Origin of the sequence: Sideroxydans lithotrophicus ES-1, assembly GCF_000025705.1 — a bacterium.
Lineage (GTDB): Bacteria > Pseudomonadota > Gammaproteobacteria > Burkholderiales > Gallionellaceae > Sideroxyarcus > Sideroxyarcus lithotrophicus.
Genome location: NC_013959.1, coordinates 1,217,666 through 1,239,581, shown reverse-complemented (window position 1 = coordinate 1,239,581; position 21,916 = coordinate 1,217,666). Strand labels below are relative to the sequence as shown.

The 21,916-nt window shown below is 58.4% G+C and carries 22 protein-coding genes and 1 pseudogene; 2 read left to right on the top strand and 21 right to left on the bottom strand.

The window, feature by feature from the left end; translation table 11 throughout:
• The 3 genes from SLIT_RS06220 to SLIT_RS06210 all read right to left on the bottom strand — a co-directional run bounded on the left by SLIT_RS06220 (nucleotide 1) and on the right by SLIT_RS06210 (nucleotide 2,585).
• Nucleotides 1-846: a hypothetical protein gene (locus SLIT_RS06220; RefSeq protein WP_150102953.1), complete on the bottom strand. Its 846-nt coding sequence runs from the start codon at nucleotides 844-846 to the stop codon at nucleotides 1-3.
• Entirely contained in the window at nucleotides 777-1,070 is a 294-nt protein-coding gene (locus SLIT_RS06215; protein ID WP_013029383.1) for a TusE/DsrC/DsvC family sulfur relay protein, read from the bottom strand. The genes SLIT_RS06220 and SLIT_RS06215 overlap by 70 nt, the downstream gene beginning before the upstream one ends.
• Before the next feature lie 210 nt (nucleotides 1,071-1,280).
• The gene (locus SLIT_RS06210; protein WP_013029382.1) at nucleotides 1,281-2,585 is read right to left on the bottom strand and encodes an MFS transporter; all 1,305 of its coding nucleotides are present in this window, start codon (nucleotides 2,583-2,585) and stop codon (nucleotides 1,281-1,283) included.
• 97 nt (nucleotides 2,586-2,682) lie between these two features.
• Between SLIT_RS06210 and SLIT_RS06205 the strand changes: the two genes are divergently transcribed.
• Nucleotides 2,683-3,237, top strand: coding sequence for a YaeQ family protein (locus SLIT_RS06205; protein ID WP_013029381.1), 555 nt, complete (start codon nucleotides 2,683-2,685; stop codon nucleotides 3,235-3,237).
• Between the two features lie 18 nt (nucleotides 3,238-3,255).
• On the opposite strand, the gene grxD is transcribed toward SLIT_RS06205, so the two are convergent.
• The 12 genes from grxD to SLIT_RS06145 form a co-directional block, all read right to left on the bottom strand.
• Nucleotides 3,256-3,585, bottom strand: a complete 330-nt coding sequence (gene grxD, locus SLIT_RS06200; protein WP_013029380.1) for a Grx4 family monothiol glutaredoxin — start codon at nucleotides 3,583-3,585, stop codon at nucleotides 3,256-3,258.
• Between the two features lie 16 nt (nucleotides 3,586-3,601).
• Nucleotides 3,602-3,838, bottom strand: coding sequence for a BolA family protein (locus SLIT_RS06195; RefSeq protein WP_013029379.1), 237 nt, complete (start codon nucleotides 3,836-3,838; stop codon nucleotides 3,602-3,604).
• A gap of 68 nt (nucleotides 3,839-3,906) precedes the next feature.
• Nucleotides 3,907-5,073 (bottom strand): hypothetical protein, encoded by a 1,167-nt coding sequence (locus tag SLIT_RS06190; protein WP_013029378.1) that lies wholly within the window; start codon nucleotides 5,071-5,073, stop codon nucleotides 3,907-3,909.
• Between the two features lie 5 nt (nucleotides 5,074-5,078).
• Entirely contained in the window at nucleotides 5,079-5,435 is a 357-nt protein-coding gene (locus tag SLIT_RS06185; protein WP_013029377.1) for a cyclic nucleotide-binding domain-containing protein, read from the bottom strand.
• 64 nt (nucleotides 5,436-5,499) lie between these two features.
• The gene (locus tag SLIT_RS06180; protein WP_013029376.1) at nucleotides 5,500-6,462 is read right to left on the bottom strand and encodes a TraB/GumN family protein; all 963 of its coding nucleotides are present in this window, start codon (nucleotides 6,460-6,462) and stop codon (nucleotides 5,500-5,502) included.
• Nucleotides 6,463-6,533: 71 nt separating this feature from the next.
• On the bottom strand, nucleotides 6,534-7,586 hold the full coding sequence (locus tag SLIT_RS06175; protein WP_013029375.1) for a mechanosensitive ion channel family protein: 1,053 nt from the start codon (nucleotides 7,584-7,586) through the stop codon (nucleotides 6,534-6,536).
• Between the two features lie 188 nt (nucleotides 7,587-7,774).
• Complete coding sequence (locus tag SLIT_RS06170; protein ID WP_013029374.1) at nucleotides 7,775-8,938, bottom strand: GGDEF domain-containing protein; 1,164 nt, start codon at nucleotides 8,936-8,938, stop codon at nucleotides 7,775-7,777.
• A 51-nt stretch (nucleotides 8,939-8,989) separates the two neighbouring features.
• Nucleotides 8,990-9,346 carry a hypothetical protein gene (locus SLIT_RS06165; RefSeq protein ID WP_013029373.1) on the bottom strand — a complete coding sequence of 119 codons (357 nt, stop codon included), beginning with the start codon at nucleotides 9,344-9,346 and terminating at the stop codon, nucleotides 8,990-8,992.
• 54 nt (nucleotides 9,347-9,400) lie between these two features.
• Nucleotides 9,401-10,957 (bottom strand): GGDEF domain-containing protein, encoded by a 1,557-nt coding sequence (locus tag SLIT_RS06160; RefSeq protein ID WP_223293832.1) that lies wholly within the window; start codon nucleotides 10,955-10,957, stop codon nucleotides 9,401-9,403.
• Between the two features lie 174 nt (nucleotides 10,958-11,131).
• On the bottom strand, nucleotides 11,132-12,325 hold the full coding sequence (locus tag SLIT_RS15140) for a GGDEF domain-containing protein (RefSeq protein ID WP_083775012.1): 1,194 nt from the start codon (nucleotides 12,323-12,325) through the stop codon (nucleotides 11,132-11,134).
• A gap of 67 nt (nucleotides 12,326-12,392) precedes the next feature.
• Nucleotides 12,393-13,907, bottom strand: coding sequence for an aminoacyl-histidine dipeptidase (locus SLIT_RS06150; protein ID WP_013029370.1), 1,515 nt, complete (start codon nucleotides 13,905-13,907; stop codon nucleotides 12,393-12,395).
• Nucleotides 13,908-14,151: 244 nt separating this feature from the next.
• Complete coding sequence (locus SLIT_RS06145) at nucleotides 14,152-14,883, bottom strand: EI24 domain-containing protein (protein WP_013029369.1); 732 nt, start codon at nucleotides 14,881-14,883, stop codon at nucleotides 14,152-14,154.
• 193 nt (nucleotides 14,884-15,076) lie between these two features.
• Here SLIT_RS06145 and SLIT_RS15135 point away from each other — a divergent pair, with 193 nt between their 5' ends.
• Entirely contained in the window at nucleotides 15,077-15,691 is a 615-nt protein-coding gene (locus tag SLIT_RS15135) for an outer membrane lipoprotein (protein ID WP_190272151.1), read from the top strand.
• A 100-nt stretch (nucleotides 15,692-15,791) separates the two neighbouring features.
• On the opposite strand, the gene SLIT_RS06135 is transcribed toward SLIT_RS15135, so the two are convergent.
• From SLIT_RS06135 to mrcB, 6 genes and pseudogenes are all read right to left on the bottom strand, one after another.
• On the bottom strand, nucleotides 15,792-16,940 hold the full coding sequence (locus SLIT_RS06135; RefSeq protein ID WP_190272150.1) for an HD-GYP domain-containing protein: 1,149 nt from the start codon (nucleotides 16,938-16,940) through the stop codon (nucleotides 15,792-15,794).
• 169 nt (nucleotides 16,941-17,109) lie between these two features.
• The gene (locus SLIT_RS06130; protein WP_013029366.1) at nucleotides 17,110-17,787 is read right to left on the bottom strand and encodes a Dph6-related ATP pyrophosphatase; all 678 of its coding nucleotides are present in this window, start codon (nucleotides 17,785-17,787) and stop codon (nucleotides 17,110-17,112) included.
• A gap of 95 nt (nucleotides 17,788-17,882) precedes the next feature.
• Nucleotides 17,883-18,764 (bottom strand): pilin, encoded by an 882-nt coding sequence (locus tag SLIT_RS06125; protein ID WP_190272149.1) that lies wholly within the window; start codon nucleotides 18,762-18,764, stop codon nucleotides 17,883-17,885.
• A gap of 6 nt (nucleotides 18,765-18,770) precedes the next feature.
• Nucleotides 18,771-18,836, bottom strand: a pseudogene (locus SLIT_RS16380) (zinc-ribbon domain-containing protein); the annotation flags it as partial.
• Between the two features lie 108 nt (nucleotides 18,837-18,944).
• Nucleotides 18,945-19,499: a tetratricopeptide repeat protein gene (locus SLIT_RS06120; RefSeq protein WP_013029364.1), complete on the bottom strand. Its 555-nt coding sequence runs from the start codon at nucleotides 19,497-19,499 to the stop codon at nucleotides 18,945-18,947.
• On the bottom strand, nucleotides 19,499-21,883 hold the full coding sequence (mrcB, locus tag SLIT_RS06115; RefSeq protein WP_013029363.1) for a penicillin-binding protein 1B: 2,385 nt from the start codon (nucleotides 21,881-21,883) through the stop codon (nucleotides 19,499-19,501). Before mrcB ends, SLIT_RS06120 begins: the two co-directional genes overlap by 1 nt.
• Nucleotides 21,884-21,916: the final 33 nt, after the last annotated feature.

Sequence of the window (21,916 nt, the reverse complement as noted above, 5' to 3'; positions counted from 1 at the left end):
TCACTCGAGCGGCAAACCGATGATCGCTTTCATCACCCAGGTATCCGCGGCATTCACGAAACCCCGCCCGATGCCGAAATTCACATCGTATCCGCCCTTCGCCATATCGGCCACGACGTACAACGAATGCGAACGCTGGTTGCTGGGCAAGGGATGGTTCAACGCACCGTACGCCCCATAATATTCGAAGCCGCCACGCAGGCCCTCGCTTACGGAATGCGTCAGTTTCAATCCAGGCTCGAACTGCGGCTGATGACTCACATTGGCAGCCAGTCCCAGATTCAGGATCGGATTGAAACTCACCAGCCATTTCGCATCTCGATAGCCGATGATCGGCCTCAGCTCCATCGTCGAGATACTGTCCGACGTCCGCAAGGAGTTGCGACCTACCTCCACGTTCAAACCATAGAACATGTCCTCATCGTTTTGCCGTGGTGCAATATATTTCAGACGTACGCGCAGGCCGTTGAGGAACGTATCGCCTGCGGGAGTGATTGCAAATGGAACATACAACCCCGCTTCCAGATTCCTGGTAAGACCATAAGAAAATTCGGGCGTGAGCTGTAGAACATGGTGCGGGGGCGTCTGTCCCGGATAATCTGGAACCTGCGTACCCCTGATAGAATAGTTAAGATGTTGCTCCAGCCCAAACTGGCCTGGTGCGTTGAGTTCTTCGGTATATACCTGGATCTCGTCAGCAGCGGCATATGCACTGATCCCGCGCAGTATGCAGGAGACCAGCGCCACAAAGAGGAGGAAGTTGCGTGCCCGTCCGTTCAGACGCAGCCGGTCGGCTTGGGCATGCCGCCGTACTTGGTGATCGGCTTCATCGGCCCGGTCATCCACAGATCGAACACATCCTTCTGGTCTTCTTCGATGAATTTGGCGAACTTGCGTATTGGCGGCACCGAGGCGAATTCCTCGAAATATTCGCGCGCCTTCATGATCTGTTGCCATTTTTTCTCATTCAATTCATAGCCGTCTTCTGCAGCCATTGCACGGCCGATTTCTTCCGTCCAATCACTCATATCGACAAGATATCCATCACCATCGCGTTTCGGAATCTGCATGTTAATCACCTTTCAGTTGTGTAAGCAGGCTATATTTAACTATACCCGAGTATTTTAGGCAACTATTCTGATGGGGTAGTAAGAATGGGGGGCATCCTGCCCTTTCAGCAATACCGCGAATAATTGATTATCTTTATAAGACAACCAGTTGCAATAACGCCACTTCCGGGGAGCATTGCCGTGACGCCAGACTCTGTCACTTTCTCAGGATCATTCGCTTCTTGCCTGATCCACATTCCGGCAATAGGTCTCGCGTATGAACAATGTGGCGATCAACCCCATCGTTGCGAACGCAAGCATGATGGCAATACCGGCGCGATAATCTCCCAGGCCCAGCGGTCCCTCAGTCATGCCAGCATGAGAACGGTCTATGGCCCAACCCACCAGCGGTTGCAGGATTGCAGTGCCCAGGAACCCCCCGACGTTTACCACGCTGGTTGCCATGCCGGATAATGCAGGCGGATTCACCTCCTTGGAACACGACCAGCTCAAGGTGAAGCTCGGCGCACACAATCCCATCACAAAAAACAATCCGTAACCGACAAAGCCGTTCAGTGACATGCCAAGCAACAACGGCAACCAGCACAGACAATATGCCAATGCCCCGGTCATCATCACCGGCTTGCGTCGCCCGATGCGGTCGGAGAGCGTCCCGATGAAGAATGCGCCAATGGCAAATCCTGCCAACAGCAAAGAAGTGTGATTGGTGGCTTGGACTCGATCCATACCGTACACATCACGCAAGAATGGCACCGCCCACAATCCGCCAAACGTAAACAGCGTCCCGGCCAATCCCATGTTCACCCACATTCCGGGCCAGGTGGCGCGATTCTTCAGGACGATCAGCAGCCCGTCATACCAATGCCCGGCATGCGCCGGATGAGCCGTTTTTCCATCCAGCTCGCGCAAGCTGGGCAAGCCGGCTTCGCCGGGATTGTTGCGTACCAGCCAGCCTGCCAACAGCGCCAGCACCAGAGAAAACAGACCTATGATCTCGAACGCGGTATGCCAGGAAACATAACCCAACACCCAGGCCAAAGGTGCCGCGGCAAGCAGTGATCCTGCGTTGCCCAGCAGGATGGTCGCGCCAGTCATCGTTGCGAAATGGCGGTCATGGAACCAGGCGGCATTGAGCTTGAGCATCGAAATGAACGTGACCGACACGCCCAGTCCAACCAGCAGACGCCCGACCGACGCAACCGTGAGCGTATCGGCCATGCCGAACAACAGCGAACCGGCACCGGCGATCGCCCCTCCGATAGCGACCACACGGCGCGGCCCCATCGTATCGACCAGGACACCCGTCGGGATCTGCATCACCGTATAGACGTAGAAGTAGGTCGCCGCCAATCCGCCCAGTTCCACAGCGCTGGCATGAAAGGATTGCTGCAGGTCGGCCGAGATCGCCGCCGGGGCGAAGCGGTGGAAGAACGACAACACATACGCCATGCCGACGATGGCAAAAGCGGTCCAGCGCAAACGGACGAGCTGGCTCGCCTGATGATCATTCAACATGGGGAATACCGAAAAAACTGCTAATCTCAGGGGGCGCATGATGAATCATGTCACCCCAATACTCAACACGATAACAAGGCTCAGCTCAGGAAAGTTCATGGCAATCAAAGCAACCATCTTCAAAGCCAATCTGCAGATCGCGGATATGGAACGTCATTACTACCAGGATCACGCGCTCACCTTGGCACAACACCCGTCCGAAACGGACGAACGCTTGATGGTGCGACTGCTGGCTTTTGCCCTGCATGCGCATGAGCATCTGGAATTCGGCCAGGGCATGACCAACGACGACGAGGCGGACCTGTGGCGGAAAGACCTGACCGGGGCGATCGAGTTATGGATCGATGTCGGCATCCCGGACGAGAAGCTGATCCGCAAGGCATGCGGACGCGCGGACCAGGTAGTGGTGTACTGCTACGGAGGACGCGTCGCCGACATGTGGTTCGCACAGAACAGTGCGCAGTTCGAACGGCAGAAGAACCTCACCATCGTCAACCTGCCGGCGGCGGACACACTGGCGCTATCCAGGCTGGCGCAACGCACGATGAGCCTGCAATGCACCATCCAGGATGGGCAGGTGTGGTTGAGCGATGGCGATACCAGCGTGCAGGTGGAACGGGTGATGCTGCGAACGGCAGCCGGCTGGAAGTAGCTCCAGCCGTGCGAACCATCAGACCGCGGCGGTCTCGAGCAGTTTCTGCAATTCGCCTTGCTCGTACATCGAGATCATGATGTCCGATCCGCCGATCAGCTGCCCCTTGATGTAGAGCTGGGGAAAGGTCGGAAAGTCGGCATAGAACTTCAGGTAGTCATATGCTTCCTGGTCGGCCAGCACATTCACTGAGACATATTTGTCCACGCCGCAAGCCTTGAGCACTTGTGCCGCGCGCCCGGAAAATCCGCATTGCGGAAACTGGGGCGTACCCTTCATATAGAGCACGACGGGATTTTCGGTAACGGTCTTTTTGATCTTTTCCAGTGCGATTGTCTTTGCGTCCACGTTCTTCTCCAAGATATCAGGCCTGCTTGGCCCATTGTTCAGGTGTAAATGTCTTCATCGACAGGGCATGGATCACATCCATTTTGTCGCCCAAGGCGCGATAGACGAGCTGATGCTGCTGCAACATTCCCTTGCCCTCGAATGCCGGGCTCACGATCACCGCCTCGAAGTGGCGCCCATCGCCTTCGACACTGATGTGCGCGCAGTCCAAACCTTGCTGAATATAAGTCTTTACGTTTTCGGGGGTTACCATGATCTTTCCTGTATCTGCTGAATTCGTAGTATATCCTACTTTTTTACTCAAGCAATATAGGAAGCCGCTTACCCTTTCGGCCAGTAGGCCGTTGCGATGCCTTCGCCCAGATCAGCCTCGATCAGCCGGCGCCGCACTTCAAGCAATCTGGCGATCAGCGCAGGTTCATGCCGGGCGTAGGCTTCGGCATCGGGCGTGCGATTCACCACCACCCCGAGCAGTTCGGTGATCGCATTGCCGATGGAATTCTGGCTGATGGTCACGATCAGCTTGCCCGTATCGTTGCGGTAGATGATCTGCTTGAATGCGGGTTGCCAGCGGATGGCATTGGCATACTTCGCATCCACGATGCAGTGGTCGCGCACCTTCTTCGCTGTCTTCATGAAGTCGTTGTTGAACAGCAGCACGCTTTCCACTTGCTCCGGGAAATACACATCCGGCAGCATCGGTGCGTTATGCGTGGAGACCTGCGAGAAGAACGTGCGGTAGAAATCGATGAAGCCTTTCAGCACCTCGTCGTACTCTTTCCAGAAATGCACATTCTTCAGCGTATCCGCACCGCCCTGTATCTCCCAGCTCGGCAGGCCCTGCGGATATCCGGTCAACTCGATGCGCGCATCGGCCTCACTCGCCGACCTGAGTATCTGCAGATCCAATGCCTTGTCGAAGAATTCGCGGTATACGTCGCGCATATAGGCCTGAAACAGGCTGTGCTGGCCGCCATCGGTCAGGTTGGGATTGTTGGCATCGGCCAGCCTGGCGTTGCGCAACTCCTCCTTGGGAAAGACGACGAAGTGGTTGTGCAACATGCGGATGCTGGGTACACCGGGAGAGGTCAGCGGCCAGGTCGCATCCAGGCTCGCCTCTCCCGCGAGGATCAGCGCCTGCTCCGGATCGGGATACTGCTCCAGCATGTAATCGATGATGATCTGGTTCATCCGGTTCCACACATGCTTCACATTCTCCGCCACCTGAGTGCGTCGTACCGGCCGTCCCAGCGGATTGAGGATGGTCTTGGAAGTGTTGTAAATGATCGAACAATCGAACTCGGTGCTATGGCCGAGTGCCTTGCGATACAGCAACAGATTCTCGGCATTCGCCAGCAGACCATTGTTGTTCGCCAGATCGTTCAGGTTCTCGGTGCTGTTGAAGAACTCGTTATGCTTCATCCCCTCCGGCACATCCAGGGGGATGGACCGGAAAGGCGTGACGATCTCGCGCGGGCCGGATCGCATATCGCTCACAGAAACGCGTCCGCCCTGCGCAAGCGATCCGCGATCACACGCATCACATGCAGGGCGAAGTTGGGTGTCTGCTGCACAAGAAAATTGAAACGCTTCTGGCCGATGGGCAACAGCATGCAATCGGTCCTTGCGATCACCGTCGCCGTGCGCGGCGCATCTTCGATCATCGCCATCTCGCCCATCATCGCCCCCGCCTCCGCGGTCTCCACCAGCCTGTTGCGAACGAAGATAGAGGCAGTGCCAGAGATAAGCACATACATCAGCTCGCCTTTTTCGCCCTCGTTGAACAGGGTCTGCCCGGCTTGAAGCGCCTGCAGGTCGGTCTCGTGACGGAACAATTCAGCCAGATTCATTCTTCAGTCCTCATCCTGGTTTGCGATGATGCGATTCTAGATGGAATCCGCGGTCATGCACATGTCAAAGCGGCCTCAGCTCGACGCGTTCGACCCGGTAACCGCGTTTTTCCATCAGCGCCGGCAGTCCCAATGGCCCAAACATATGCAAACTGCCCACTGCGGCGAACACCCGTTTGCCGCTCATGTGCAAGGTATCGATGCCCGCGGCAAGGTTCGGATTGCGTTCATCCAGCAGTCTTTTCATCTCCTCGCGCTCGCTGCTGGTATTGAGACAATCGCACCACTCATCGTAACGCGACAGGTCGGCATAGTCGGAACCGGCCCATACCCTGGCGATATGGCTGAATGTCTTCTGCGTGCCGCCTGCCTCCAGTTCTTTCAGGCCATCCTCGACGAATGCCACAGTCTCCTGCGGACTTTGCATCTGCAACACCTGCAACTGTGCCTCCGGCGTCTCCAGCGACACCACCAGCTTCCTGGCCCCGTGCCCGATCCCTGCCAGCACGCCATCGATGGCATACGAGGAGAACAATCCCTCCCAGCGTCCCGCCATCAGGGTCAATGTGGTGATCTGAAACTCGGGGGTGAGCGTGGTCAGCGTATCGTACGGAACGCATACCAGTTCGGCCTGCCGCTGCAAGCGTTTCACCAATGGCTCGGGCAACGCCGAACTGTGCAGCGCCGACATTCCCTCGCGTATGCGTCGCTGGATATCGGCATCCATCATATCCAGCTCAAGTGCCACCGTGTCCGATGCGCGCAACGCCTGCATCACGCTCGGTCCGGGGAACATCCAGTCGAATTTCGCGACATGGATGGTTCCGTAAAGGAAAGAAGTATGGCCATCCTTGCTGATGCGCCACAGGAAACCGTGGTCGCGTGCATTGTGCATGGCCGCCTGGACCATCTCGGGCGTCGGCTGTACCGCAACCGGCGGGCAAGCATCCTTGCCGGCGGCAGCAAGGTTCGCGAATGCGGCCAGTGCCAGGAATACTCCGGCACGGATCATCTTCGGCAGGATCATCGCCGCATTTCCGGAACCTGCATTGAAATGGGGTCGTTCATATCATCACGCATTGGACGGCACCAATCCTGTCAGGCAACCTTGTTCACGAACAGAGTCTGCGTCGGGAAGGCGAACTCGATCCGTTCCTTCTCGAATGCCTCGAAGATCGCCAGGTTGATCGCCTGCTGGATATCCATGTATTTCGCGTAATCCGCATCCGACACAAAGTAGACGAACTCGAAATCCAGGCTGGAAGCGCCATAGGAAGCGAAGTGCCCCCGATCGAAGACCGTCCCATCCTGGGCGACGATGATTTCCCGCACCTGCTGCGGAATGGCTTTCAGTTTTTCGAGCGGCGTCTGATAGGTCACACCAAGTTTGAACACCACCCGCCGCCTTTCCATCTTCTTGAAATTGTGCACGCGCGAATTGGTCAGGTCGGTGTTCGAAAAGACCAGCTGTTCGCCGCCAATGGCGCGCAGCCGGGTGGTCTTGATGCCGACGTATTCCACTGTCCCCATCTTGTCGCCGACCACGATGAAATCCCCGACCACGAAAGGTTTATCGAAGAATATGACGAAGTAGCTGAACAGATCCCCCAGCACCGCCTGGGCAGCCAGCGCGACAGCGACGCCGCCGATGCCGAGACCGGCCACGACAGCCGATATCCTGACCCCGAGATTGTCCAGAATGAAGACCAGCGCCAGCGCCCAGATCAGGAAGTTCGCCAGGCTGCTCACTCCCTTGATCTGCTTCTCCCCGCCAGAAGAATCGCCTGCATCCTTCAAGTAGGAATGGAGCCCGAAAGTGACTGCGGTGGTAATCGACCTGACGGCGAGCAGCGTGACCACGATGATCGCGGCGATATCGATGTAGTGCTCGAATTTTTGCGAAATGGCCAGGGTGTGCAGCGCGGCATACAACGAACCGAAATACAGGATCGGTATCAGCGACTTCTCGACGGACTGGACAAGCAGGTCGTCGATCGTCGTCTCTGTTGAATCCGCCCACTTCTCCAGGCGAGTGACTATGTACCTCTTGAACAGATAGAGGGCGGCCAAAGCACCGACAAGTATCCCGATGGACTCAAGATATCTGAGTACCGTGTTCCCGAATATTGAATAGTCAAAAATTTCCTGCATGCCTATCGAGTTCCTTTCCCTGTATCACCCATCCATGGAGGATGCGCTTCAATGTCCAGACAATATCGCCATGTTCGAAGGACCAGCAACACGCATGATTCCGTGCCAGTCAGGACATGCGACGGAGTAGCAGACCGCCGTAGTGCCTTATCGTTTCCAAAGACACGACCATAAACTTGCCGTACCGATCAACTGAAACTGACCACCTGGTTGCGTCCGCCTTTCTTGGCGCTGTAGAGCGCAATATCGGCCTCCGCCAGGATATCCTTCAATGCACGCCCGGCATCGGCCGTGGAGTGTGCGATGCCGATGCTCACCGTAATGGAAAGTTTCCCCTGCTCCGTGTCCAGCACAGCCGATGCAACACTCTCCCGCAGGGATTCGGCCAATTTCAGCGCACCTTCAGCATCGGCATCCGGTGCGACCACACAAAACTCTTCGCCACCGTAACGGCCGAGCAAGTCGCCGCCGCGCAAGCGTTGCTGCAATAGACGAGTAAGCTGGCGCAATACCTCGTCTCCGACCGGGTGTCCGTAGGTATCGTTGATGCGCTTGAAGTGGTCCGCGTCGATCATCAGCAGCGCCACGGATCTGCCACCGCGTTGCGCCATCGCGCGTTCGGCATAGTCCATCAAGGCGCGCCGGTTGGGCACTCCGGTGAGGCTGTCCGTCATCGCCAGATGCAGAACCTCCCGATCCGTGCGTTCCTTGACCATCAGCAAGAAACCGATCGAGCCGAGCAGCGATGACGCCATCACCGCCACGAAAGAAAGGACCTGGACCCAATTGGGAACACCCCCGGTCTCGGGCTGGGCCAGGATGAACTGCCCGGACATCGCGACGAGCGAGCGCAACCCCAGCACCACCACGACGATCGCTATCCCGGCAAGCAATAGCCGCCAGGCGCGGCCGGTATGGGTTGCCCGGTTCCTCAGTAGCTCGCTGGCGATCAACACCAGCTGCAGGACAAAGACGATGCCGCCCCAGATGAAACGTCCATGGATGTCGTCTATCAGGATCGCTGCGATCAGCAGTGTCAGTATGACGGGCACAAAGTACTGCCAGCGAGGAGCCGAGCGCTGCTGGAACTCATAGACTGCCGCCAGGATCAGCACATAGGAGGAAGACAGGAAACCGTTGGCGGCGACGATGGAAAGCGAATCGGGGATGTGTCCTCGTGCGGCGATCAGCATCCAGCCCAGTGTTTCCAGCAGGATCGCCACCGCCCATTTGCCGATGCCGTCATGCCTCTCCCGGTCCCTCCCTCCCGAGGCTGCCACGAACAGACCCACCACCATGAAGGCGTTGGTCAGGATCAGTGAAAACAGCATGGTGGGCGGATCGAGTCTCATCTATTCACGTATCGTTCTTCTTTAATCCGGGTGCAGAAGCGGGCCGCCTTTTCAGCCGTCCTTCAACAATGAAACCGTCGTCGCTGCGCTCATTCTATTGATATCCAGCTGCAGTTCGCAATATTCATCGATATCGCTCGCGGGTGTCGGATCGTCCGCGCAACTGCAACCGCCAATCACACTCCTGAAAAATATCCCTGCCGTCACGCGGATCACGTCATCCATCTCTACGACCTTGTTGATCACGACGGTGATCGGCTCATCGGCCACATAGTTGCCGGTCGACAAGCCCTGCTGCAGCGGCAGCTGGCTGACGCCCGATTGTACAAGCTCACGTTTGAGGACGTCCGGAAATTCTGGAGTTCCCCAGGCCATCAATGCTTGTTCGAGTTTGATTATGGAAGGCATTCCTGCATCCTCGTTTTGCCCACAACCTGGATTCCTGCGCCATGACAAGGCCGCTCAGGCTGGCTGCGGAACCAGACGCCTTGAACTGCGTTTGTTCTCGTACATGCGTTCGTCAGCCATGCGCATGAGGTCATCCTTGGCGGGATTTTCCGCCACCCTGACCGAACCGAAACTGGCGCCCGCGAACTTGAAATCGCCGTTGTGCAAGACATTCACCGTTGCCGCGATCCGGTCTTCGACCCGGGAGATGTCACCCTCGCAGCAGGTGATGGCGAACTCATCGCCTCCCAGCCGGTGCAGGCAGGCACATTCCGGCAATCGTTTATGCAATTCTGCAGCAAAACGGCACAGCAATTCATCGCCCCGTTCGTGGCCAAAACGGTCGTTGTAATATTTAAGCCCGTTCAGGTCGATGAAAGTCAGGCTTCCCTGTGCTGGCAGCTGCTCGAGCGCCAGTTCGAGCGCATATCGGTTCGGCAATCCGGTCAGCGCATCGGTCTGGGCAAGTTTTCTGTTTCTTCGGGATTGCGACAGCGCATGCTCCTTTTCGCTGCGCAGTTGCGCGAATTGCTGGGCTACCACCAGCGCCAGCAACAATGCCTCGACCGTCACCGCAAGCAGTCCCAGATGCTCCATGTAATAGACGTATACCCCATGCAGGCTGCCCAGGCTGATTGCGCTTGAACCCAGCACAAAGAAGGCGCCGATGGCGACCAGGTACAGTCGTGCCGTAAGGCTCCCTTCCCGGGCTCGCACGATGCCCGAGACCAGGCCATACAGCAGGAAAAGACCTACGCCGTAGCGATCCAGCTCCAGCGACCAATTGGGCATCAGTCCCGCCAACAGGATGAATGCACCCAATATCCCCAACACACTCACACCTATGCGGTACAAGCGCGGATGGGAGTCGCGGCGGATGTCCAGCAACGTCATCACGAACACGGCATAGGCGCAATTGGAGAAAAGGATGGGCACACTGACCAGATAGAACCAGTGCATGCCGAACAGACCGGGATACACCAGCAATGCCGTGCCGTTGTATAACAGGTTGCCAAGGATGAACAGCGCATACATGCCGTCGACGATGCTGTGCCGGATCAACGCCAGCGCGGCGTAATAGATACCGAGGCCAAGCAGGATGCCCAGGCAGAGGAACACCAGCCCGGTACCCGCCTTGACGGCCTGCCGATAGTGCGCCAGCGTATCCAGATAGGGTTGCGGGTATGCAAGAAAGAACGGGGAGGATAGTTCGGTGACCAGACGGTAGTGCCCTGGGGCCAGCTGCAACTCCCTGCCGTGGCGCAGCAGAAAAGGATTGTCGGCATCGCTCTGGATGCCCCCTTCGGCGTCCGCGACCCGATGGCCCGAGCTATCGAACACCCAATGATGGAACTCGCCGATCACGCTGGAATTCTTGAAGTCCAGAACCTGCGTGCCAGCCTCTCCTGTATTCAGGTCTGCCAGGAAGATGAAACGCCCGCCGGTGCGCGATACAGCATCCACCGGTGTCAACCTGGCGATGTCCGGCAGACCCTGTCCAGTGTAGCCCCAATCGGCTGGAGCCTGGTACCACTTGCCTTCCAGGCTCAGCGGTGTTGCCGTGCTTGCCACAGGCAACAGCAACAGCACGCAGAAAAAACAGCAAGCGCGGAGGATACGACGGGAATGTCGGGCAATGAACTTATACATCTGAATCAAGTGTGACAGCCAAATCAGGCGCAGGAGCCCCCCGGAAATTTATATCAATCTGTCGACGCATACTAACATGCGCCTCCCCCTGCCCGTTCAGACGACCGTTGGCAACTCGGGGTTATCCCACACATGCCGTTTTTCTTCATGGAAACTGATCTTGTTGCGTCCATGCTCTTTCGACTGGTACATGGCGGCATCGGCTCGTTTCAGGATGTCGGCCTCGCTCATGGCTCCGCCAACGAACATCTCCACGCCGATACTCGCACTGCAACGGTGTTTCACTGACTCCCTGTCACCTCCTGCCGAACTGATATCGAGCAAATAAGGTTCGGCCAGCGCGATACGGATCTTCTCCGCCACCTGCGCCGCCCGCTGCCTGGCGCCCTCCTGCTCCTGCCCCAGTTCGCTCAGCATGATCACGAACTCGTCACCGCCAAAGCGGGCCGCCATGTCCATCTTGCGGATGCAGCCGCTGATGCGCTGCGCCACTTCCTGCAACAGCAGGTCGCCGGCTGCATGCCCATGCTCATCGTTGAGCGGCTTGAAATTATCCAGATCGAGGAACAAGACTGCCCCCCGCTGCCCGGTGCGCTCGCTGACGGCGATCGTCTCGGCGAGACGCTGTTCCATGCGGCGGCGGTTGGGCAAGTGGGTCAGCATATCCATACCCGACAGCTCTTCCAGCTCCCGTTCGTTGCGGTTGGCCACATATTCCCCCAGCCAGGTGATGAACAACAGTGTGAACAGGCTGGTAGAGACAAAGGCGGAGCGGAACATCGTGGTCATATTTTCCCCAAGCAGGAACAGTGTTGGATCGGGCTTGACGCCGACATACTCGCAATAGATGAACAGCGATGCATTCAGCACAAACAGGAAGACGATGCTTGCCCATTGGCGTATGGGAAAGAACACCACCCCCACCAATGCAAACAGCAGGAAATAGAAATGCAGGTCCAGCCAGGAACCGTTGGCTATCCAGATGTTGGTCGAAACCGCAGTGGTGATGGATAGCGAGAGCACCCATCGCGCCATCCCTGCTTGTCCATGCCGGTTCAACCATGGCACGACAAGCACGATGAAATAGAACGGTATCTGCAGCAGGTTGGACCGGATCAGCGCCGGATTGCCTGTCAGCGCATTGAATACGGCGAAGAAAGCCATCGACAGGATGGCGATGAGTGCGGCCACATTGACGTGGAATATCTTCCGTTGCAGGGAATACGATTCCACCCCGTCGCATCCCCAGCGCAGCCACTTCAACAATCCCGTCATGAATGAGTTCGGCATAGAAAAACGTGTCGTAAAATGGAACAGCCGTCGTTGCTGATGCCGGAAACCGACGGGTCAGACTATCTCACAGCATCGACACCTTTCCGGCACGGCTGGCATCTGCGCCTTGCGGCTGAGCAGCCAATGCCTGCAATATCGACTTCAGCAAAGCCCAGCAGTGCGCGACAGATTCTATCTCCACCCGCTCGCCCGGCGCATGTGCGCCACGGATGTCGGGACCGAAGGAGATCATGTCCAGGTGCGGATGGCTGTCGGCGAGCAGGCCGCATTCCAGACCGGCGTGGATCACCTGCAGGCTGGCAGGCTGGCCGAACTCCTTTGTGTAGACCTGCTGGCATAGCGCAAGCAGATCGGAAGAAGGATTCGGCGTCCAGCCCGGATACGCGCCGTCCGTCCATGCGCGCAAGCCATAACTGGCCGCATGCGAGATCATCCTGTCGGCCAGCACGTCCGCACGCTCGTCACTCAGCGAGCGCACCTTGAAGGTGGCGCGGAACTCGCCTTGCCGCAGTGCCACCACGCCGAGGTTGTCCGAGGTATCCACCACGCCGGGGAAATCGTCGCTCATGCGATCGACGCCATTTGCAGCGCTGTCGAGGAATTCGAGCAGCCTGTCGCGATCCTCGCGCGCGACCGCCTTGACCGCAGTAGATTCGATCTGCCTGCACACCAGCGAGATATTGTCCTCGCTCTCGGCGAACCATTCCTGCCACACCTCGAGCTCATCCTTCACCCAGGCTTCCAGCAACCCGGCATCGGCAGCCGGCATCGCGAACACCGCACAGGCCTCGCGCGGGATCGCGTTGCGCGCAGTGCCACCGGACATCTCCACCAGGTGCAGGTCAAAGGGCTCGGACAGGTCATGCAGCGCATCGGCCAGCAGCTTGATCGCATTGCCGCGCCCAAGATGGATGTCGATGCCGGAATGGCCGCCGCGCAAGCCGCTCACCTCCAGCCGCCACAGTGCATAGCCAGGCGGCAACGCTTCCTGCGCGCAAGCATGGCGCACCTCCACATCCACACCGCCCGCGCAGCCCAGATAGAAATGTCCCCACTCCTCTGCATCCATATTGATCAGCGTCGCACCCTGCAAGGTACCGGGAACAAGTCCGCGCGCACCATCCATGCCGGACTCCTCGTTCACGGTGAGCAACACCTCCAGCGGCGGATGCACCAGCCCCGGCTCTTCCAGCGCAGCCAGCGCCAATGCCACGCCAATGCCATTGTCAGCACCCAGCGTGGTGTCATGCGCCACCACCCAGCCATCGTGCACCTGCACTTTGATCGGATCGCGTTCGAAATCATGCTTTATGCCGGCATTGGCCTGGCACACCATATCCAGGTGGCCTTGCAGGATCACGCCGGGCGCCGCTTCACAGCCTGCGCTCGCCTGCTTCCTCAGGATCAGGTTGCCTGCTTCATCGACCAGCGACTTGATGCCGTGCGCCTCTGCCCACTCGATCAGCTGCTGGCGCAACGCCGCCTCGTGCAGCGAGGAACGCGGCACTGCACACAGCGCGGCGAAATGCGCCCAGACCGCGATCGGTTGAAGGTTTGCCAGAACATGTGTCGCCACCATCTAAGAGCCCCTAAAAAAATCGCCCGTCAGGGCGAAGTTTGAGATCGGTAGATGAAGTGTAAACGGGGTGGGCCAAAAAATCATGGGTTGGCGCAAAATAATTCGAGCTCGCCCATGGATCGATGCAGTCCCCTTTATCACATCATGGTTTCATCCCGCGAACCCTTACCCGATTTGATACTGCTAGCGCCCTGGCGCCGGCCTTGCTGGCACGGAAGGCCCGCCCATCGCATCAGCAACTTCGTCAGCTGGAATCCTGAACGGTTTGGCGCAGTTGTTTCAACTCGTCCAGACACAAGTGGATGAACGCCAGCGCAACGTAGACGGGCGAGAACAGGTTGAGCAGCGGCACGAACTGCAGCAATCCGGCGGCCAATCCCAGCAGATAGAGCTTCACCGTGCCACGTTCGATGACCCGCGCATATTCTTCCCGGCTGGCATGCTCGGCCAGCGCGTCATAGCGGAACAGGCGCTGGTTCAGGTAGGCCATCAGCACCAGCGGCAACAGCAGGGCGAGCGGCGAGAACAGCCACAGCGGCAGGCTCAGCACCCAGCCGGCGCAATACACGACGATGGCGACAGCCGCATTGGCGATGCTGCCGGCATTGCTGCCGCCCCGCTTGCGCTCCAGCTCCGGGTAATACTTTTCGGCGACGTGGTCGACCATCATCGGCATGGCGAAGACCGCGGTGATCAGCAGCGCGGTGACATAGATCGCCGGCAGCAGCAACAGCATCAGGATGATGACGATCAGGTAATGCGACACCACGGCAAGGAAACCGTGCGCTATCCATTGCTCCAGCGGAGTGGCCTGAACCATGCCGGTCAGGTCGTTGACCCAGCTTCCCCAGAACAACATCGCCGCTCCTACCCACAACGCCACGGCCACCAGCATGGGCCATAGCACCAGCGACAACATCTTCGGATGGAAAAGGGTCTGGAGTGCCCGGATCAGGGCGGAAAGCACGCTGTTCATATCGATTCGGAATGCAGGTGGATGATGGTCATGCCAATAGGAACCATTGCGATGATATCCGATTTGCTCGCCGGTATCCGCACAGCCTTGCCATGAACGATTGAAAACAGACTGAACTTATTCCCCTGTTCACTATTCCAAGCCTTGGTACTGGCGATTCGCCAACACCCCGATAATATTAATGGAGACAATCTTGAACACCATCACAAACCGCTTTGGCGTTTTGGGCATCATCGCCCTGCTCAGCATGCTTGCATTCAGCGGCTGCTCGCAAAAAGCCTCCACTGAAGAGATCGCCGCCCAAGTCAAGGCCGCCATGGCCGAAGAAAAAGCCAAGGAACACGCGGCAGCTCCCGCTCCCGAGCCGACGCATAAAGCCGAACATGCCGCCGGGAAACCCTCCGAAAGAACCCGGCATGTCGCAGAAGCAAAAACCGCACGCAACGAACCAGTGGCATCAGCAAAGAAAATCGAATGTGACAATTGCGGTGTCGTCGTTGCCGTCAAGGAAAGCGAGCAGGAAGGCAAAGGCACAGGTCTGGGAGTCATCGCCGGCGGCTTGACCGGTGGCCTCGTCGGCAATCAGGTCGGCAATGGCACGGGACGCGACCTCGCCACCATCGCAGGCGTGATCGGCGGTGCGATCGCCGGCAACAAGGTCGAGGAAAAGATCAAGAAGACCGTGGTCTACGATGTGACCGTGAAGATGGAGAACGGCGAAGAACGCGTGCTGCGTTACAAGACCGCCCCCGGCGTCATGGCAGGCGACAAGATCAAACTCGAAGGCGAGAAGATCGTAAGACTGTAAGTCTGCAGCAACTGCTGCAAGCCATAAAAAAGAGGGCTCGATGCCCTCTTTTTTGCTGCCTGTGTCGCTCGCAACAGGATGCGGGCCTCTCCTGTCCCATTCATTCGGCGCTGGCCTCATCCAGTTGCACAGACGACCACAGGATCGCCCAATCGAAGTCTTTTATCACTTGCGCATCCACTGCTTCCTTGATGGCAAACACGGGACCGCTGGCGATCCTCTTCGGGGGCGCCACATAACGAATGCCGCTGGGCGAACGCAGACTGCGCACCATCGGTTGCTTCAGGTTCAACAAGCGCCTGACCACTACCGCCACCTCGCCGTTGGCGAGGACAACCATGGTACCGGGCGGATAGCTCCCGACTTCCTGGGTAAAGGCAGTTGCAAGCGCAGGAGCGATGGTGGATGCCTGACGGCTCATCAGATTCTGCGCCGCCAGGCTGGGCAGGACGCCTGACCGATATTTTCGCTCGGAAACCAGGGCACAGAAACGGTCTGCCAGGGATACGGCCTGGGATTCAATACTCAACTCATCCCCGGACCGACGCCTGGGATAGCCGGACCCATCGATCATCTCGTGGTGGTGTCCAACGACCTCGAGCCAAACGGAGTGATCGATGCCTTGCTTGCGCAGCGCCTCGACCGCCATTTCAGGATGGGCGACGATGGCTCTCTTCTGTTCGAGCGTGAGCGGCACGTCCTGCTGATAAAGAAGATCCTGCAATTCCAGCATGCCGATGTTCATGGTCAATGCACCGGCAACGGCATAACTCCTGACCTCGCGGGGCCGATCCAGATGCCGCAACAGCATCTCGGTCATCACTGCGCTATGGAAAGAATGCCGCAGGGAATAGCGACCGCTCTTGTGCAGCTGTATGTTGGCCAGCGCCGCATCACCATCCAGCTCGCACAGATCCTGGATCAATTCTGTGATATTCAGCACTGCGCCGTAGTTGACCGGCTCCGTGGCGAACAGGCGCTCAAAATCTCCGGCCAGTTCGCTTACACGCAGAAACACAGATACATATTCTTTCGCCTGCTGCTGCCGCTGCGTCTCGTCGATTATCTCCTCGAAAAAGACGCCCCGGTCTATCAGTCGATCCAGTTGGCCCTGGCTCTGGATGACATAGCCGAATTTGAGCCACACCCTGCCACGGTCGTCGACCAGATCAAACTGCAGAGGCTGCCCGAGCACTATATGCCGATGTTCAAGCCGAACTTTCGCCACCGCTTCGCTCCCGTTATTCAAGATTTTTTAGCAGCTGACACTCGATACCAAGTACCGAAACCAGCCTGTTGTTCATAACAATAACAGCAATGGCAGGGGCAGCTCAGGCATGTTGCCGGCTATCACGCCGATCAAAGGATCGCTGCGACACCAACCCATTGATCTCACTCCAATCTCGCTTGCCGACTAGCTATAAGGCGACGTCGCGCAGCTTGCAATCGGCAAACACGAACCCGTCGCGCGCCACCACATCGCCCATCTCGATATCGAGCGGCTGCGCGAACATCGGCCCATCGAATACGAAAGTGTGGAACTCACCGTTCTCGCCGCAAGGATCGATGCCGGACGGCATGCTCTCCAGCAGTTCCATCGTCAATTCGCGCCCGGCGAACTCTGCCGGCAACACTTTCGGATCGACACAGGTGAGGCAGGCGCGCAAACCGCCAGCCAGCATCTCCTGCAGCAGGGGGCGAGTGGGTCTCCCCCACAGCGGGAATATCGGCTCGATGCCGGTACCCTGCATGCGCGCTTCGCGGTAGCGGCGCACATCCTCCAGATACAGGTCGCCGAACGCCATGCATTCCACACCCTCATTGCGGGCACGCATTATGAAGTCCGTCATCGCGTAGGCATATTGTTCGTCGGAACAGGGATAGGGTATCTCGATCAGGTACAACGGCAAGCCGACCATTTGCGCCTGCTGGCGCAGCAATCGGACACGTACGGCATGCATGGCGACACGCTCGAATGCGCTGTTGATGGTGGTGAACAGCCCGGTCACTTCATGTCCGGCGGACTGGCGCAACACATGCAGCGCCCAGGCGCTGTCTTTGCCACTGCTCCAGCTAAGCCAGGTCTTCTTGCGCATGGCAATCGTCCGGTAATTGACTGAAAGAAAATCTCTCAAAACATCCAATCAGGACGCAGCCGGATTCAGGATATCTCCCTGCCTCCACTTTTATCTCACTTCGAGCGCCGACACTCTTGCGGCAGATACCTGTCCTGGATGTCATCGCTCATGCAAGCCCACCTGAGCTGGTCGCCACCCTGTGCAGGAACGAACCTGATTGTCTTGTCCTCGATGGCCGCTGCACCTTTCATCGTGATCGTGACCGTACCGGATTGGCTGTCGATGGTCACCGACTTCACCGCGGACGGCAACGACGAAAGGAAGTCTGCCGCTTCCAGGTTGCGCGGAGTCGTCCTGTAGGTGCTGTAGTAAGCGTCGACATAATCTTCTGCAGACCTGCCGACGACCACCGCCTGCGACATGCGCGCCCTGATCGCGGAGTCCTGGTAGGCGGGAATGGCGATGGCAGCCACTATTCCGACAAAGCCGACGATCGCCAGGAACATCACGAGGAAGACCACCGACTTGCTCGTGCCGCCCTTGCCGGCAAGTTCGCCCAGTTGCCGTTGCGTATCCTGTGTCGTCGCCTGCACTTCAGCGATCATCTTCTTGCAGTGCTTGTAATAAGCCGCATTCGCATACATCGGCACCCCGATGAAGACCGCCGCCAGATAGAGGAAATTGCCCAAAGTGATCAGGAAACCCGAACCGCGGCCGACCGCAAAACCAACGATCCAGAACAGGGCCAGCAACAGCAAGGGAATAATGAAATAGATCGCGGCCTGGACCCACATCTTGCGGTACAGCAGCCAGTAGGACGTCACCAGGAACGCGGACCAGTTCCAGGTGGGAAGTATCTTTCCCTCATCATCGAAACGGAAAAAACGCTCAAGATAATATTCCTGGTTCTGGGGACCGATGATGGCTTTGTAATAATCCTCGTCGCTGGCAGGCTCCGCAGCATTTGCACCAGAAGCGGCCAGGCCGGTCTGCACAAGCGCTGCACCGCATTTCACACAAGATCTCGCAGCATCATCGTTTGCACTTCCACATTTGGAACAAAACATTCGTTTCTCCTCAAGCTGGAACCGAAAACCGAAAAATGACGAAAATATCCCGACAAATCACCCGCGAGCCATCGCAGCCTTGAATCAGTTTCTCACGGCGGATTTATATCAGAAGATCGGGACTATGTCCGCTTGCGCTGCATGCGCAAAATCCGCAGCGCGTTTGAACGCCTCTTCCGCGCCCGTGGAATCACCCTGTCCGACGCGGGCATTGCCGATCACCTGCCAGTTCAGGGCCAGCAGCCGATTGTCGTGCCCGGCGAAACTGATCGATTTGCGCGCCAGCGTCATGGCCTGCGCATACTGCCCCTGCGCCAGGCGCAGCTTCGCCAGTTCCAGCCACAGCCAGGCGTTGCGCGGCTCGATGCGCAAGGCGCGTTCCAGCGACACATCTGCCGCTTCGCGCTGGCCGGCCTCGTTGTCGTGCTGCGCACGGTCCAGCAGGGCGATGATGGCCTTGTTGCTCGACATGTCCGACTTCGGCATCGCTTCGATGACGACTCCTTCGACCGGCGGTTGCGGTATCGCCCCCTGCGGCACCACCGGAGGCGCTGCAGGCGTGGCGGGAGCACCAGGAGCAGTCGCCGGCTGGATCGGTGCGGTGGCACATCCGGCCAGCAGCAACAGCAATGCCGGGAAAACCAACGAACGGGAACGATCCATCAATTGAACAACCTTTCCAGCCAGTTCTTTTTCTCCGGCTCTTGTTTGACTTCGGGTTTCACTTCTACCTTCGCCGTCGGCCTGTCACCAAGCTGCACTGCCGCTGGCGCAAAAGCGCAGACCCCTTTTTCTGCCGGCGCAGAGCCCTTGATGAAAGGCAGCAGCACACCGGTCCTGCAATCGTCGTCGTAGCGCACGCCGGTGGCCGGGTCCACGTTCACCATCTCGATGTCATCCGGCATGACCGGCTGCAAAGGCTCAGGCTGGATGTTTTTCATCATCTCGCCCCAAACGGTCATCGCACCCGATGCGCCGGTCAATCCCGAAGACTGGTTGTCGTCCCGTCCCACCCACACCACGGCCACATGGTCGCCGGTATATCCGGCGAACCAGCTGTCGTGCAGATCCTCGGTGGTGCCGGTCTTGCCCGCCACATTCAGATCGGCAGGCAGCCAGTTGATCATCGACTGTGCCGTCCCCTCGCGCACCACGCCCTGCATCGCAGCCGTCAGCAGATACACCGGTCCGGCCGCAGCGACAGGCTCGACGTTGATCGGGTAATGTTGCAGCGGCTTGCCGTCTGCAGTGACCACCTCGCGGATGCCGCGCAAAGGCGTGCGGAACCCGTTGTCGGCAAAAGTCTGGTAAAGCTGCGCAACCTCGACCGGGGAAAGCTCGAAAGCACCGAGCAGCGACGAAGCGAAGGGCGGCGGCCTTTTTTCGATGCCGAACAGCGGCAGCTTGTCGAGGATGGTGTCGACACCGAGCCCGATGCCCAGACGCGCGGTCGCCACATTGTAGGAATGGGCCAGCGCGGTGCGCAACTGCACCTGGCCGTGGAACTGGCGGTCGTAGTTCTGCGGCTTCCAGTCGGTGGTGCCGGGCTGGCTCCACACCAGCGGGCTGTCGTCCAGCGGCGTGATCAGCGTATAGCGATCCGGCATCGCCAGTGCCGTCAGGTAGACGATCGGCTTGGCCAGCGAACCGATCTGGCGCTGCGCATCGATGGCGCGGTTATACCCTGCATAACGCGCATCGCGCCCGCCCACCATCGCCTGTATCTCGCCGGTCTGCGTACTACTCACCACCACGGCGCCTTCCAGTGTATTGGCGCCAAACTTGCGCGATTTTTCGATCTGCCCGAGACGCGATGCCAATGCCTGTTCCGCCTGTTGCTGGATGTTAGGGTCCAGCGTGGTGAAGATGCGCAAGCCTTCGCTGCGCAGGTCCTCCTCGCGATAGTCGCGCTCCAGCTGGCGGTGCACATACTGCAGGAACGCCGGATACGGCGAAGTGCCGGCGGGTGCGCGCTGGACCACGCCCAGCGGCTTCTGCTTGGCCGCAACGAATTGCGCTTGCGTGATGACGTTCTGGCTCACCATCTCCTGCAGCACCACGTTGCGCCGCTGCAGCGTCAGCTGCGGGTGCTTGCGCGGGTCATACACGGACGGTCCCTTGACCATGCCGACCAGCGTCGCCATCTCCTGCAGTTCCAGACGATCGAGTGGGCGGTCGAAGTAGAAATAGCTGGCCAGACCGAAGCCGTGGATGGCGCGGCTGGAATCCTGCCCCAGAAATATCTCGTTGATATACGTCTCGAGTATCTCGTCCTTGCTGTAATGCATCTCGAGCAGCAGCGCCATCAGCACCTCAGTGCCCTTGCGCGTCAGCGTGCGTTCGGAAGTCAGGAAGAAATTCTTCACCAGCTGCTGGGTGAGCGTGCTGCCGCCTTCGATGCGTTGCCCGGTGACCGTCTTGAACAGGGCACGCGCGATGCCGCGCGGATCGATGCCCCAGTGCGTATAGAACTTGCGGTCCTCGGTCGCAACCAGCGCATCGATCAGCGGCTTCGGTACCTGGCTGAGCCGCAACAGCTCGCGGTCTTCGTTGTGACCGGGATAGATGCCGCCGATCAGCGGCGGCTCCATGCGCAGCAAAGGCAGGTCGGCATCCGGATTGCCGCGCAGCTGCAGCAACGACACCTTGCCGTCGGTGAATTCGATGCGCACATGCTGCGAGGCTTGCGGACCATCGCCGAACACGAAATCGCGCGTCGTGAACTCGTAGCCGTTCAAGGTGTATCTGTAGGTCGCCGCCTCGTTCGGCTCAGGCCGTTCGTGGTAACCCAGCCTCTTCAACTCCTCGCCGAACTGTACCGATGTCAGCTTCAGTCCCGGATAAACCTCCAGCGCGCGGCCGTACACGCGCGCCGGCAAAGCGAACTTCCGGCCCTCGAATGCTTCGCGGATGGTGACGTCGAGATAATAGATGTAGCCCGACAGCCCCAGCATCAACAGCAGCACGATCAGGCGCACTGCCCTGCCACGCGATTTGAAACTTAAGCCGGAAGGGAGTTTGTTCCAGGGCAAAGAGGGCAACTTCATTGATCGATTACCTGCAGAAAGTGCGGTTGGCCG